The sequence below is a fragment of the Amycolatopsis lexingtonensis genome (assembly GCF_014873755.1).
Taxonomy (GTDB): domain Bacteria; phylum Actinomycetota; class Actinomycetes; order Mycobacteriales; family Pseudonocardiaceae; genus Amycolatopsis; species Amycolatopsis lexingtonensis.
In genome coordinates this window covers 2,236,045-2,248,635 of record NZ_JADBEG010000001.1, presented here as the reverse complement: position 1 = coordinate 2,248,635, position 12,591 = coordinate 2,236,045, and the positions used below count along the sequence as shown (strand labels likewise).

Annotated in this window: 17 protein-coding genes; 9 read left to right on the top strand and 8 right to left on the bottom strand. The window is 71.5% G+C overall.

Annotated features, from left to right (window positions below):
• Positions 1-11 precede the first annotated feature (11 nt).
• From H4696_RS10560 to H4696_RS10550, 3 genes are read left to right on the top strand one after another with little or no spacing between them, the layout of a single operon-like run.
• Positions 12-956 carry a sphingomyelin phosphodiesterase gene (locus H4696_RS10560; protein ID WP_086860045.1) on the top strand — a complete coding sequence of 315 codons (945 nt, stop codon included), beginning with the start codon at positions 12-14 and terminating at the stop codon, positions 954-956.
• 34 nt (positions 957-990) lie between these two features.
• Positions 991-2,304 (top strand): MFS transporter, encoded by a 1,314-nt coding sequence (locus H4696_RS10555; protein WP_086860046.1) that lies wholly within the window; start codon positions 991-993, stop codon positions 2,302-2,304.
• A complete protein-coding gene (locus tag H4696_RS10550) occupies positions 2,291-3,706 on the top strand; it encodes a pyridoxal phosphate-dependent decarboxylase family protein (RefSeq protein WP_086860048.1) in 1,416 nt (471 codons plus the stop codon). The genes H4696_RS10555 and H4696_RS10550 overlap by 14 nt, the downstream gene beginning before the upstream one ends.
• Position 3,707: 1 nt before the next feature.
• Here the strand turns inward: H4696_RS10550 and H4696_RS10545 are convergent, their stop codons facing one another.
• The 4 genes from H4696_RS10545 to H4696_RS10530 are packed head-to-tail and all read right to left on the bottom strand — an operon-like array spanning position 3,708 to position 6,830.
• The gene (locus H4696_RS10545) at positions 3,708-3,980 is read right to left on the bottom strand and encodes a DUF6295 family protein (protein ID WP_086860049.1); all 273 of its coding nucleotides are present in this window, start codon (positions 3,978-3,980) and stop codon (positions 3,708-3,710) included.
• Between the two features lie 11 nt (positions 3,981-3,991).
• Positions 3,992-4,732 carry a dienelactone hydrolase family protein gene (locus tag H4696_RS10540; RefSeq protein WP_086860050.1) on the bottom strand — a complete coding sequence of 247 codons (741 nt, stop codon included), beginning with the start codon at positions 4,730-4,732 and terminating at the stop codon, positions 3,992-3,994.
• A complete protein-coding gene (locus tag H4696_RS10535) occupies positions 4,729-6,399 on the bottom strand; it encodes an MFS transporter (RefSeq protein WP_086860052.1) in 1,671 nt (556 codons plus the stop codon). Before H4696_RS10535 ends, H4696_RS10540 begins: the two co-directional genes overlap by 4 nt.
• Positions 6,396-6,830 carry a MarR family winged helix-turn-helix transcriptional regulator gene (locus H4696_RS10530; protein ID WP_169734979.1) on the bottom strand — a complete coding sequence of 145 codons (435 nt, stop codon included), beginning with the start codon at positions 6,828-6,830 and terminating at the stop codon, positions 6,396-6,398. The genes H4696_RS10535 and H4696_RS10530 overlap by 4 nt, the downstream gene beginning before the upstream one ends.
• Before the next feature lie 142 nt (positions 6,831-6,972).
• On the opposite strand from H4696_RS10530, the gene H4696_RS10525 reads away from it, so the two are divergent.
• Positions 6,973-7,269: a hypothetical protein gene (locus H4696_RS10525; RefSeq protein ID WP_086860075.1), complete on the top strand. Its 297-nt coding sequence runs from the start codon at positions 6,973-6,975 to the stop codon at positions 7,267-7,269.
• Here the strand turns inward: H4696_RS10525 and H4696_RS10520 are convergent.
• From H4696_RS10520 to mrf, 4 genes are read right to left on the bottom strand one after another with little or no spacing between them, the layout of a single operon-like run.
• Entirely contained in the window at positions 7,266-8,321 is a 1,056-nt protein-coding gene (locus tag H4696_RS10520) for a GTP-binding protein (RefSeq protein ID WP_086860056.1), read from the bottom strand. The two genes, H4696_RS10525 and H4696_RS10520, sit on opposite strands and share 4 nt — an antisense overlap.
• Entirely contained in the window at positions 8,318-8,467 is a 150-nt protein-coding gene (rpmF, locus tag H4696_RS10515) for a 50S ribosomal protein L32 (protein ID WP_086860058.1), read from the bottom strand. Before rpmF ends, H4696_RS10520 begins: the two co-directional genes overlap by 4 nt.
• Positions 8,467-8,721, bottom strand: a complete 255-nt coding sequence (locus H4696_RS10510; RefSeq protein ID WP_086860060.1) for a type B 50S ribosomal protein L31 — start codon at positions 8,719-8,721, stop codon at positions 8,467-8,469. The genes rpmF and H4696_RS10510 overlap by 1 nt, the downstream gene beginning before the upstream one ends.
• Positions 8,718-9,962, bottom strand: coding sequence for a ribosome hibernation factor-recruiting GTPase MRF (mrf, locus tag H4696_RS10505; RefSeq protein ID WP_086860062.1), 1,245 nt, complete (start codon positions 9,960-9,962; stop codon positions 8,718-8,720). Before mrf ends, H4696_RS10510 begins: the two co-directional genes overlap by 4 nt.
• A 93-nt stretch (positions 9,963-10,055) precedes the next feature.
• Between mrf and rpmB the strand changes: the two genes are divergently transcribed.
• The 5 genes from rpmB (at position 10,056) to cobA (ending at position 12,338) form a co-directional block, all read left to right on the top strand.
• Entirely contained in the window at positions 10,056-10,292 is a 237-nt protein-coding gene (gene rpmB / locus H4696_RS10500; RefSeq protein ID WP_086860064.1) for a 50S ribosomal protein L28, read from the top strand.
• Positions 10,292-10,459, top strand: coding sequence for a 50S ribosomal protein L33 (gene rpmG, locus H4696_RS10495; protein ID WP_003091682.1), 168 nt, complete (start codon positions 10,292-10,294; stop codon positions 10,457-10,459). Before rpmB ends, rpmG begins: the two co-directional genes overlap by 1 nt.
• The gene (gene rpsN, locus H4696_RS10490) at positions 10,459-10,764 is read left to right on the top strand and encodes a 30S ribosomal protein S14 (RefSeq protein WP_086860066.1); all 306 of its coding nucleotides are present in this window, start codon (positions 10,459-10,461) and stop codon (positions 10,762-10,764) included. The genes rpmG and rpsN overlap by 1 nt, the downstream gene beginning before the upstream one ends.
• Positions 10,761-11,015: a 30S ribosomal protein S18 gene (gene rpsR / locus H4696_RS10485; RefSeq protein ID WP_086860067.1), complete on the top strand. Its 255-nt coding sequence runs from the start codon at positions 10,761-10,763 to the stop codon at positions 11,013-11,015. The genes rpsN and rpsR overlap by 4 nt, the downstream gene beginning before the upstream one ends.
• A gap of 96 nt (positions 11,016-11,111) precedes the next feature.
• Positions 11,112-12,338, top strand: a complete 1,227-nt coding sequence (cobA, locus tag H4696_RS10480; RefSeq protein ID WP_086860069.1) for a uroporphyrinogen-III C-methyltransferase — start codon at positions 11,112-11,114, stop codon at positions 12,336-12,338.
• Positions 12,339-12,591 lie beyond the last annotated feature (253 nt).

The window sequence follows — 12,591 nt, the reverse complement described above, 5'->3', positions numbered from 1 at the left end:
AAGGACCCCGCGTGCGCCGGACCGCCATTCTCGCCGCCGTCGTCATCGCCGCTTTCACCGCCGCACCCGCCCAAGCCGCGGACGCCGCTGTGAGCGTGCTCAGCTTCAACCTCTGGCAGCTCCCGTGGATCGCCAACCCGAACACCTCCGACAAGGAAGCCCGGGCCCAAGCCGCGGAGCAGGTCATCCGCGCGCAGGACACCGACGTCGTCGTGCTCGAAGAAGCGTTCAGCGCCCAGGCCGAGGACCTGCGCGACCGGCTCGCGGGCGCCTACCCCTTCCAGACCCCGCTGGTCGGCCAGTACTGCTCGACTTCGCCGGGCTGGTCGAGCGTGAGCGGGAACTGCTCGACCTCGCCGTTCGTCGTCAACGGCGGGGTCACCGTGCTCAGCAAGTACCCGATCACCGAGAAGCACCAGCTCGTCTACCGGAACTCCTACTCGGGCACCGCGGACTACCTGGCGAACAAGGGCGCCGCGCTGGTCCGGATCTTCGCGCACGGCAAGGCGCTCTGGCTCGCGGGCACGCACCTGCAGGCCGACGAAGGACCCGAGACGCTGCCCAAGGCGCACGAGATCCGGATGGCGCAGCTGGGCGAACTCCGCGACCTGACCGCGGCCCGGGTCCCGGCCGGGGACGCCGTGGCCGTCGCCGGTGACCTCAACATCGAGTACTGGGCCGGGCAGAGCCGCCGCGACGGCGCTGGGCGCACCCAGGCCGAGCAGGGCGAAGCCGCACTGGGCGGCACGCTGCACACGACCGGCGCGGGGGAGTACACCTTCGACGCGGCGACCAACCCGGCCGCGGCGAAGTCCGTCCCGGCGACCTACCGCGATTCGCTGGACTACGTCGGCTCGGTGCGACGCGCCGAGGTCGGCCCGGTACGGCTGGTGCATTACGACGGTGGCACGATTCCCTCCGACCACTACCCGGTGCGGGCCGAGATCCACTACTGATCGCAGCATCGGGATCCGCTCTGCGAGGAGGACCATGGCGACGCTGTCCGGCCGGACGAGGTTCCGTTATTCGCTCGGCTCGTTCGTCACCGGGTCCTTCGGCACGGTCCCGGGCCTGGTTCTGGTCAAGTACCTGACCGACACGATGGCCGTGCCCGCGGGCTGGGCCGCCGCGATCGTGTTCGTGCCCAAGGCCTGGGACGTGCTGTTCAACCCGATCGCGGGCCGGCTGTCCGACGCCGACCTGCTCAAGACCGGCAGCAGGCGGCGGTTCCTGCTGATCGGCGGCATCGGCGTGGCGATCCTGTTCGCCGCGATGTTCGCCCACCCCGGCTTCGGGAACCCGCTGCCGGACGCGCTGTACGTGGCGATCGCCTTCGCCGCGTGCGCCACGGCGTACGCGCTCTTCCAGGTGCCGTTCAACGCACTGCCCGCCGAGCTGACCGAGTCGGCGACCGAGCGCACGAAGCTCACCAGCGTCCGGATCGGCGTGCTCGCCGTGACGATCCTGATCTGCGGCGGCGGTGCCCCGGCGATCAGCACCGGCATCGGCGGGGTCACCGGCTACCGGGTGATGGCCGTGGTGATCGGGCTGATCGTGCTGGCCGCGACGCTGCTGGTGTACTTCGGGCTCAAGGACGCGCCGGTCGGCTCGCTGCGGCCCAACACGGTGAACCTCAAGGAGCTCGTGCGGACGCTGGCCGGCTGGCGGCCGTTCCGCTGGCTGCTCGGCACCTACTTCATCCAGGCGCTGGGCATCGGCACGGTGCTCGCCGCGATTCCGTTCTTCGCCCAGCGCATCCTCGGCAGCGAGAGCTACGGCACGATCCTGTTCGTCATCTTCGTCGGCCCGGCGCTGGTCACCATGCCGCTGTGGCCGCGCCTGGGCGACCGGGTCGGCAAGCTCAACGGCTTCCGCCTGGCCACCGCGGCCTTCGCGATCGGCCTGCTGGGCCTGGTGTTCGCGCAGTCGATCCCGCTGTTCGTGTCCTTCGTGTGCGTGGCGCTGTGCGGGGTCGGGTACGCGGGGATCTCGGTGTTCCCGCTGGCGATCCTGCCCGACCTGATCACGGCCGAGGAAGAGCGCACCGGCGAGACGCGCGCCGGGATCGCGGCCGGCGTGTGGACCGCGGGGGAGACGCTCGGGCTGGCCTTCGGCGGCGGCCTGTGGGCCCTCATCCTGGCGTTCGGCGGCTACGTATCGAGCACGGACGCCACGGCGTTCCAGCCGGACAGCGCGATCGTGGCGATCCTGATCGGGTCATCGATCATCCCCGGCGTGCTGATCGCGCTGGCGCTGCCGCTGCTGCGGCGCAAGGTGCTGGAGCCGCGCCATGAACCCGCCTGAGGACGTCCTCGCGGAACTGCGGGAACTGCGCGCGGGCGACCTCCCGACCCACGGTGGTCGCACGCTGGCCTACGTGTACGACAGCGGGCTGTCCGAAGTGGACTCGCTCGGCGCCGCCGCGCACGCGCTGGCGTCGTCGGCCAACGGCCTAGACCCGACGGCGTTCCCGAGCTTGCTGCGCATGGAGAACGACCTCGTCGCGGCGGCTTCGGCGTTGCTCGGTGCCGTGCCCGGAGTGGTCGGCTCGGTGACCTCCGGCGGCACGGAGTCGTGCCTGCTGGCGGTGCTGGCCGCGAGGGACGCGCACCCGGAGATCGCGTCGCCGTCGATCGTGCTGCCGACGACCGCGCACGCGGCGTTCCACAAGGCGGCGCACCTGTTCGGGCTGCGGCGGATCGACGTCCCGGTCGACCCGGTGACGTTCCGCGCGGACCCGGCCGCGATGGCGGCGGCGATCGACGACTCGACGGTCCTGGTGGTGGCGAGCGCGCCGTCGTACGCGCACGGCGTCCTGGACCCGATCGCGCCGATCGCGGCCGCGGCACTCGAACGCGGCGTCCGGATGCACGTCGACGCGTGCATCGGCGGCTGGGTGCTGCCGTACTTCGCCCGCCTCGGCGCGGACGTCCCGCCGTTCGACTTCCGCGTCCCCGGCGTCACGAGCGTCTCGGTGGACCTGCACAAGTACGCGTACTGCCCGAAGGGCACGTCGGTGCTGCTGCACGCTTCGGCGGAACTGCGGCGCTCGCACTACTTCGCGAGCGCGTCCTGGCCCGGCTACACGATGCTGAACACGACGATCCAGAGCACCCGCTCGGGCGGCCCCCTCGCGGCGGCCTGGGCGGTGGTCCTCCACCTCGGCGAGGACGGCTACCTTGCGCTGGCCACCGCGACGCGGTCCGCCGTGTCCCGCATCCGGGCCGGGATCACCGAGATCGACGGTCTGCACGTCCTGGGCGATCCGGTGTCGACGCTGATCGCCTTCACCGGCGACGACGGCTTCGACCTGTTCACGGTGGCGGACGAGATGAAGGCCCGCGGCTGGTACGTCCAGCCGCAGTTCGCCCACCTGTCTTCGCCGGCGAACCTCCACCTGACGGTGACGGCGGCGAACCACGGCAGCGAGAAGGAGTTCCTGACCGACCTCGCGGCTTCGGTCGACGCGGCGCGCGAGGCGGGCCCGGTCGTCGTCGACGCGGCCGTGGCCGAGTTCGTGGCGGCCCTGGACCCGGCAACGCTGACGTCGGAACAGTTCGCGGGCCTGCTCGCGGCCGCGGGCCTCGGCGGCGCCGCCGGTCTGCCGGACCGGATGGCCCCGATCAACGCGCTCCTCGCAACGGCACCGGCGCCGTTGCGGGAGCGTCTCCTGCTGGAGTTCCTGGGCGCGCTCTACACGCCCTGAATCACTGGTTCCGCGAAGCCAGACCCGCCGGAGCGGACTTGACCGCCGCGTGGATCGCGTCCGCCAAGGCCAGGGCGTCTTCTTCGGTGAGTTCGAGGGCGACCCGCGCCGAAGCGCCCAGCTCCGGGTTGCGGAAGTCGATGTTCACCGTGTGCCCGTACGGCGCGTGGACCGGGTGGTCCACGTACACGGTCCCTTCGCTCAGCCGGAACCACCCGCGGGCGCCCTTGCCGCTGCCTTCGAGGGCGAACTTCTCGGTCAGGTAAGTGCACATGGCAAGTCCTCTCAGGCGGTCAGCGTGCGGGCGTAGAAGTCGAGGATGCGTTGCCAGCCGTCCGTCGCGGCTTCGGGGCGGTAGCTCGGGCGGTCGACGGAGAAGAACGAGTGGCCGGCGCCCGCGTAGGTGTGGAACTCGTGCTCCTTGCCCAGTTTCTCCAGCTCCGCCGCCAGCACGGCGACCTCGTCCGGGCCCGGGAACTGGTCGTCGGCACCGAAGATGCCCAGCAGCGGGCACGACAGCTGCGGCGCCAGGCCGAGCAGCGGCTTCATCTGCTTCATCGCCTCGGGCGGGTCGTTGACGACGAACGCGCCGTAGCAGTCGACCGCCGCGTCGATGTCGAGCGAACACCCGGCGAGGAACGCCTGGCGCCCGCCCGAGCAGTGGCCGATCACGCCGATCCGGCCGTTCGCGTTCTCCAGCGCGCGCAGGTAGTCCGCGGCGCCGGAGACGTCGCCGACCAGGCGGTCGTCGGGGACACCGCCGGACGCGCGGACCGTCGCCGCCGCGTCGTCCGGGTCCGCGCCCGGTGCTTCGCGCGTGTACAGGTTGGGGCACAAGGCGTTGTAGCCCTCGACGGCGAAGCGGCGGACCATCTCCTTGGTCGCCGCGTCGTAGCCGGGCATGTGGTGGATCACCACGACCCCGCCGCGCGGGATCTCGTCGGTCGGCTTGGCCAGGTACGCCTCGAGCTCGTCCCCGCCGTGGCCGGTGATGGTGACGGTCCCGGCAACGATCTCGTCGGTCATCGGTTCTCCTTCGATCCCTCGGGGGTGTGGAAGTAGCGCTTGCCGCGCGAGGCGGAGGCCACCGCGGCGACGACGGCCATCACCGCGGCGGCGGTGAACACGACCACGAGGCCGTGGTGGAACGGGCCGGAAACCAGCTGCGGGAAGAACTCGCCGCCGGTCAGCGTCGCCCGGTCGCCCGGTGCCAGCCCGTCCAGGACGTCGGGGCCGAGCAGGTGCCCGACCGGGTTGCTGCCCAGGAACGCCGCGAACAGCGTGCTGACCGGCGGCAGCTGCGCGACGCCGTCGGCGACGTGCGCCGGGACGCCGTGCGCCTGCAGGCCGCTGGTGAGCGTCTGGGGCAGCGAAGACGCGAGCCCGGCGATCATCAGCGAGAAGAACACGCCGATCGACAGCGAAGTTCCGGAGTTCTGGAACGTCGCCCGCATCCCGGAGGCGACCCCGCGCTGCTCGGTCGGGACGCTGCTCATGATCGCCGAGGTGTTCGGCGCGGAGAACATGCCTTGGCCGATGCCGCTGATCACCAGCAGCGCCGCGAACAGGGGATAGGGGAAGTCCACCGGCAGCATGAGCAGGCCGAGGAACGCCGCCGCGACCAGCAGCAGCCCGCCGGTGGAGAACAGCCGTGCCCCGAAGCGGTCGGACAGGTACCCCGACACCGGGCCCGCGATGAGGAACCCGACGGTCAGGGGCAGCATGTAGATACCCGCCCATAGGGGCGTGCGCTCGTAGTCGTAGCCGTGCAGAGGCAGCCAGATCCCCTGGAGCCAGATGATGAGCATGAACTGCATGCCACCACGAGCGACCGAAGTCAGCAACGCCGCGATGTTGCCCGCGGCGAACGCCCGGATCTTGAACAGGGAAAGCTGGAACATCGGCGCCGCCACGCGGGTCTCGATGACGCCGAACAGCAGGAGCAGCAGCACGCCGGCGCCGATGCCGCCGAGCACCCACGGGTTGCCCCAGCCGGTCGCGCCGCCGCCGTAGGGCTGGATGCCGTAGGTGATCGCGGCGAGCAGCAACGCCGTCCCGGCCGCGAAGGTGACGTTGCCGCCCCAGTCGACCTTGGCGCGCTTCGGTGTCCCGACTTCGCGGAGGCTGCGGATCGACCAGATCGTGCCGAGCAGCCCGAACGGCACGCTGACCCAGAACACCGCGCGCCAGTCGATCTCGGCGAGCAGCCCGCCCACGACCAGGCCGAGGAACTGCCCGGCCAGCGCGGTGATCTGGTTGACGCCCAGCGCCATCCCGCGCTGCTCGGCGGGGAACGCGTCGGTGAGGATCGCGGCCGAGTTCGCCGTCAGCATCGACCCGCCGACGGCCTGCACGATCCGCCAGCCGATCAGCCACAGCGCGCCGCCGCCGGCGTGGAACGGGTCGAACGACAGCGCGACCGACGCGGCGCTGAACACGACGAAGCCGAGGTTGTACATCTTGACCCGGCCGAACATGTCGCCGAGCCGCCCGAGCGTCACCACCAGCACGGCCTGCACGAGCAGGTAGCCGAGGATCATCCAGAGCAGGTAGCCGATGTTGCCGGGCGCGAGCGGGTCGAGCCCGATGCCGCGGAAGATCGCCGGCAGCGAGATGATGACGATCGAGCCGTCGAGCGCGGACATCAGCACGCCGAGCGTGGTGTTCGACAGCGCGACCCACTTGTAGCTCACAGCCGGTCCGCCAGCCGTTCGATGAGCGGGATGGCCGCGATCAGCTCGCGCTGCTCGGCTTCGGTGAACTGCTCGGCCAGCGCGGCCGCCATCTGCCGGGTGGTCGCGGACCGGCGGTCGGTGAGCAGCTTGACCCCGGCTTCGGTGACCGACATCAGCACCTTGCGGCCGTCGGAATCGTCCTTGCGGCGCTCGACGAGCCGCCGCTCGACCAGCCCGGCGAGGGTGACGCCCATGGCCTGTGGCTTGACGCGTTCGAGGTCGGCGAGACAACCCGGGGTGGCCGGGCCTTCGCGGTCGAGCCGGGAGAGGACCGAGCGCTCGGGCAAGGTCAGCTCGCCGACGACGTACCCCTGCCGCAGCCGCCGGACCAGCCGCCCGAGCGCGACGCGCAGGTCGGTGCTCGCCTGGAGGAGCTCCTCGTCCGTCACGATCGTCAACCTAGACTGATAAACCTGGGTTGATCAACTCGGACGGAGCGGCCGCTATCGGGTGAGCCGGGAGCTTTCGCCCGGCCCGCCGGAGGAGCCCGGGCTAGCGTCCGAAGTGGACACCGCCCCGGAGGAGAACCCGATGACGATCCCGCACGTCGAACACGCCGGCCACGACCACGTGCACCGCGAGGGCTGCGGCCACGCGGCGCTCCCGCACGGCGACCACGTGGACTACGCCCACGACGGCCACCTGCACCGCGCCCACGACGGTCACTTCGACGAGTGCGAAATCCACGGCCACGTCCCGCACACGGGCCACGACCACGCCCACGGCGAAGGCTGCGGCCACGTGGCGGTGCCCCATGGCGACCACGTCGACTACCTCCACGACGGGCACCGCCACGCGTCCCACGAAGACCACTACGACGACCACTAGTGCACGTGGACCGGGCCCCACTCCGGGAACGGGTCCGGTCCGGTGGCCTCGCCGAGGCACTCGTGCAGCGCTTTCAGCAGCGCCTCCCCGGCGAGGTCGACGCCGATGAACACCAGTTCCTGACGCGGTGCCCCGGCGACCCCCTGCGGTTCGAACCGCGCCACCGCGCCCGCCTGCGACCACAACCCGGTCACCCCGGGCCGGGACGCCAGCGTGAAGAATCCCTTGGACCGCAACACGGTTCCGAATTCCCCCGAGTCGAACCGCCGCGTGACGAAGTCCCACAGCGCCGCCGGGTCGAACGCCCGCGACGCGCGGAAGACGACGCTGGAAATGCCGTACTCCTCGGTCTCCGGCACGTGGTCGCCGTTCAGCTCGGCCACCCAGCCGGGCGCTTCCTGCGCCCGCGAAACGTCGTACCGCCCGGTCCCGAAGACCCGCTCCAGCGGCACCTGCCCGAAGCTGCCGGTGACCACGTCCGCGGCGGGGTTGAGCCGCCGCAGCGTCGCCACCAGGCGGTCCAGCTCGGCGGCCGGGACCAGGTCCGTCTTGTTCAGCAGCAGGACATCGGCGAACTCGACCTGGTCCACGAGCAGGTCGCTGACGGTGCGTTCATCCCCGGCGTACTGGTCAAGCCGCCGCTCCACCAGGGAATCCCCGGCCGCCAGCTCACGGGCGAAGTTCGCCGCGTCCACCACCGTCACCATGGTGTCGAGGTGGGCGACGGCGTCCAGGAACGTGAACGTCGCCGCCACCGGCATCGGCTCGGAGATCCCGCTCGACTCGATGAGCACGTGGTCGAACCGGCCCTCGGCGCAGAGCCGGGAGACCTCCTCGAGGAGGTCTTCGCGCAGGGTGCAGCAGATGCACCCGTTGGTCAGCTCGACGAGGCGCTCCTGCGAGCGCACGAGGCGTGCGTCGATGTTGACCTCGCTCATGTCGTTGACGATCACCGCGACCCGCGGCCCCGCCCCGTGGGCGAGGATGTGGTTGAGCAGCGTCGTCTTGCCCGCGCCGAGGAAGCCGGACAGCACCGTGACCGGAACGCTCACGAGTGGAAGTGCTTCATCAGCCGCCGCGGCACCAGCTGAACCTCGCCGTCGACCTTGATCGGCACCAGGTCGACCGCGGCGGCCTTCCACTGCGACCGCCGCGAACGCGTGTTGCTGCGGGACTTCTTGCGCTTCGGGACGGCCATCAGCGCGTACCCCGCTTCCCGTAGCGGCGGTGGAACTTCTCGACCTGCCCGGCGCTGTCCATGATGCGCTGGGTGCCGGTCCAGAACGGGTGCGACCACGAGCTGATGTCGACCAGGACGAGCGGGTAGGTGTTCCCGTCGGACCACTCGATCGTCTTGTCGGAGGTGATGGTGGAGCGGGTCAGGAACGCGTCGCCGGTGGACGAGTCCTTGAACACCACGGGGTGGTAATCGGGGTGGATTCCGGTCTTCATCGTTCTTCCTTTCGGTTCGCCGCGGAGTGCCGCGCCGGGTCGGGTTCGGTGTCCTCGCACGGCTCTTCGTGCCAGTCGCCGAACGGATCGGGATAGCGCGCCCACGCCTCGGGTCCTGCCGCGAGTTCCGCTTCGGTCAGTAGAGCGCCGCGCAGGGCCGCGTCGATCTCGTCGGGCGTTGTCTGGTCCGTCACCACGACGAGCTCCTGCGCCCGGTCGCCGTGCACCGGGTCCCAGCGCAACGACGCCAGGGTGCGGCGTTCGGGGGAGACGTCCGTCCACGCGGGACCGTCCGGTGCCGCGAGCCACGGCCCGGCGTGCCCGATGCCCAGGCCGCCGCCCGCCGACTCGATCCAGAACGCGACGTCGGGCTGGCTGGCCACCCAGGCGCGCCCGCGGGTGCGGACGACGCCGTCCAGGAGGACGTCGAGGGCGTCGTGGAGGCGTTCGGGGTGGAACGGGCGCTGCGCGGTGAAGGTGACCAGGCCGATGCCGCAGTCGGCGTGCAGCGGCGGCTGACCGCGCAGCAGCGCCCCGTGCATGTCGGTGACCTCGCCGCGCCGCGCGTCCGACGGCACGGCGTCGAGCACGGTGTGCCCGTCGATCCGCGCAAGCTCGACGCGTGGGACCGACGGCGCGACCCGGTCGAGCACCGCGGACGCCTTCGCGGCGGACCAGGCGTCGGTGGCCGCGCCGGCCAGCACCAGGACGTCGGCGAATTCGACCTGCGAGAGCGCCACCTGGGCGACCGTGCGCTCGTCCTCCGGGCTGGCCTGCAGGTTCCGCTCGGCCAGGACGTCGTCGCCGGTGGCGTCGGCCAGGAAGGTCGCGCAGTCGACGACTGTGAACACCGCCCGCAGCTCGACGTCGTCGCTGACCGGGTGGTCGCCGACCAGGACGTTCCGGATCGCCCAGCTGACCGGCTCCGGTTCCATCGCCTCGTCGAGCCGGACGACGATCCGGCGGACCTCCGGCAGCCGGGCGAGGTGGCGCAGCAGCGGCAGCAGGTCCTCGCGCAGCGTGCAGGACACGCAGCCGTGGGCCAGCTCGAGGACGGTCAGCTGGTCGCGCTGCTCCAGCCGCAGCCGGCGGCGGACGACGCCGGAGTGGATCTCGCGCAGGTCGTGGTGGACGACGGCGGTGCCGGGCCCGGCACCGCGCAGCAGCTCGGCGAGCTCGGCGTTCGGGCCCGGGGCGAGGCCGCTCACGAGGACGAGCGGGACGCGGGGGTGTGGGGTCACTGGCGCTCCAGGAATACGGACGGGGTACGGTGCGTAGAGTAGATGAAAACGACAATCACATTCAACCACGCCACTACCAACTCGGGAGGGTCCGTGTCCGCCGTGTGCCAGGTCACCGGCCGCAAGCCGGGCTACGGCAAGCAGGTCTCGCACTCGCACCGCCGCACTTCGCGGCGCTGGGAGCCGAACCTGCAGAACCGTCGCTACTTCGTGCCCAGCCAAGGCCGCTGGGTGCGGCTGCGCGTCTCCGCCAAAGGCATGAAGACGATCGACAAGCGCGGCATCGAGGCCGTCGTCGCCGAGCTGAAGGCAAGGGGAGTGAAGCTGTAATGGCCAAGAGCACCGACGTCCGGCCGATCATCAAGCTGCGGTCGACCGCGGGCACCGGCTACACGTACGTGACCAAGAAGAACCGGCGGAACGACCCCGACCGGATGGTCCTGCGCAAGTACGACCCCGTCGCGCGCAAGCACGTCGAGTTCAAGGAAGAGCGCTGATGGCCAAGAAGTCGAAGATCGCCAAGAACGAGCAGCGGAAGGTGATCGCGGCGCGGTACGTCGAACGCCGGCGCGCGCTCAAGGCCGTCATCTCGTCGCCGTCGGCGTCTCCGGAGGAGAAGGGCGAAGCGGTGGTCGCGCTGCAGAAGCTGCCGCGCGACGCGAGCCCCACGCGGATCCGCAACCGGGACGCCGCCGACGGGCGGCCGCGCGGGTACCTGCGGAAGTTCGGGCTGTCGCGGGTGAAGATGCGCCAGGCCGCGCACAACGGCGAGCTGCCCGGCGTCTCGAAGTCGAGCTGGTGAGCCGGATGCCGAAGCCGAACCGGGACCGCCCCGCCAAGCGCAAGGTGAACCTGTTGCACGCCAACAAGATCACGCATGTCGACTGGAAGGACGTCGACCTGCTGCGGAAGTTCATCTCCGACCGCGGCAAGATCCGCGCCCGCCGGGTGACGGGGCTGACGCCGCAGCAGCAGAAGCAGGTCGCCACGGCGATCAAGAACGCGCGCGAGATGGCCCTGCTGCCGTACCCGGCGTCAGGCCGCGCGAGCTGACGCGCCGAGCCGGGCGGGCACCTGCTCGCCCGGCTCCGGCGTGGCATAACGCACGCTGGGCTGGCGCTGAGGTGAACCGCCAATAAACTCCCGCGCATGGACGACCCGCACTACCTCTCCGGCCTCCAGCTCACCGGCCGCCGCGTTGTCATGTTCGGCGGCGGCACCGTGGCCCAGCGGCGGCTGCCCCGGCTGATCAGCGCGGGTGCCCGCGTCGAACTGGTGTCGCCGCACACGACGCCGTCGGTGCAGGGCATGGTGGACGCGGGCGAGCTGGTCTGGCACGAACGCCGCTACGCCGCCGGCGACCTGAAGGACGCCTGGTACGCGCTGGCCTGCACGAACGACCCGGCGGTGAACGCGGAGATCTGCGCCGAGGCCGAGCGTGAGCGCGTGTTCTGCGTGCGTGCCGACGAGGGCGAGTCGGGTTCGGCGGTGACCCCGGCGTCCGGCCGTCACGGCGGCCTCCTGTTCGGCGTGCTCTCCGGCGGCGAGCCGCTGCGCTCGGCGTCCGTGCGCGACTCGATGCTCGACGGCCTCCACAACGGCACGATCGAGGACGGCCGCACCCCGCACCCGGAGGGCACCCTGCCCGGGGTCGCCCTGGTCGGCGGTGGCCCGGGCGACCCGGAGCTGATCACGGTCCGCGGCCGGCGCCTGCTCTCGCGCGCGGACGTCGTGGTGGTCGACCGGCTGGCGCCCCGCGAGCTGCTCGACGAGCTCGCCCCCGAGGTGGAGATCGTCGACGCGGCGAAGATCCCGTACGGCCGCGCGGCCAGCCAGGACGTCATCAACCGGACGCTGGTGGAGCGCGCCAAGGAGGGCAAGTTCGTCGTCCGCCTGAAGGGCGGCGACCCCTACCTGTTCGGCCGCGGCTTCGAGGAGGTCCTCGCCTGCGCGGAGGCCGGCGTCCCGGTGACGATGGTCCCGGGCATCACGAGCGCGTTCGCCGTCCCGGCGGTGGCGGACGTCCCGGTCACCCACCGCGGCGTCGCGCACGAGGTGGTGGTGGTTTCCGGCCACGTGGCCCCGGGCGACGACCGGTCGCTGGTCGACTGGGAGCTGCTGGCCCGCATGCGCGGCACGATCGTGCTGATGATGGGCGTCGAGCGCCTCCCGCAGTTCGCGAAGGCCCTCCTGGACGGCGGCCGCCCGTCGGACACCCCGGTGGCGATCGTCGAGGACGGCACGATGCGCACCCAGCGCACGTTGCGGTCCACATTGGACACGGTGGTCACGGACGCGGCGGCATCGGGCGTCCGCCCGCCCGCGGTGATCGTGATCGGCCCGGTGGCCGGGCTGGCGCCGCTTCAGGCCTCGTAGGGAGCAGCCGGCCGGCGGCGGCGAGGACCGCATCGGCGACCTCGGGCGCCGGCCGCTCCTCCGGGTGCTCGCCGAAGCTGTTCGAAGTCCGGCTCAGGAGCCGGTCCCGGAGCGTGTCGTCGTCGTGCTCGGTCGAGCCGCAGAAGAACGCGATCCCGTCGCGCGCCTTCGGCGAGAGAGCTTCGACGTCCGCGCGGCTGGTCCTCCACACGAAGCGGTCGAGTCAGCCCGCCAGCACCGGATCCGGGGGATC

Bases quoted from the DNA above. Each gene is read 5' to 3' on its own strand.
- H4696_RS10525 (WP_086860075.1), top strand. From the start codon at position 6,973: ATGACGATCCCGCACGTCGAACACGCCGGCCACGACCACGTGCACCGC.
- cobA (WP_086860069.1), top strand. From the start codon at position 11,112: ATGGACGACCCGCACTACCTCTCCGGCCTCCAGCTCACCGGCCGCCGC.
- rpsN (WP_086860066.1), top strand. From the start codon at position 10,459: ATGGCCAAGAAGTCGAAGATCGCCAAGAACGAGCAGCGGAAGGTGATC.
- H4696_RS10550 (WP_086860048.1), top strand. From the start codon at position 2,291: ATGAACCCGCCTGAGGACGTCCTCGCGGAACTGCGGGAACTGCGCGCG.
- H4696_RS10545 (WP_086860049.1), bottom strand. From the start codon at position 3,980: ATGTGCACTTACCTGACCGAGAAGTTCGCCCTCGAAGGCAGCGGCAAG.
- H4696_RS10540 (WP_086860050.1), bottom strand. From the start codon at position 4,732: ATGACCGACGAGATCGTTGCCGGGACCGTCACCATCACCGGCCACGGC.
- rpmF (WP_086860058.1), bottom strand. From the start codon at position 8,467: ATGGCCGTCCCGAAGCGCAAGAAGTCCCGCAGCAACACGCGTTCGCGG.
- rpmG (WP_003091682.1), top strand. From the start codon at position 10,292: ATGGCCAAGAGCACCGACGTCCGGCCGATCATCAAGCTGCGGTCGACC.
- H4696_RS10555 (WP_086860046.1), top strand. From the start codon at position 991: ATGGCGACGCTGTCCGGCCGGACGAGGTTCCGTTATTCGCTCGGCTCG.
- H4696_RS10510 (WP_086860060.1), bottom strand. From the start codon at position 8,721: ATGAAGACCGGAATCCACCCCGATTACCACCCCGTGGTGTTCAAGGAC.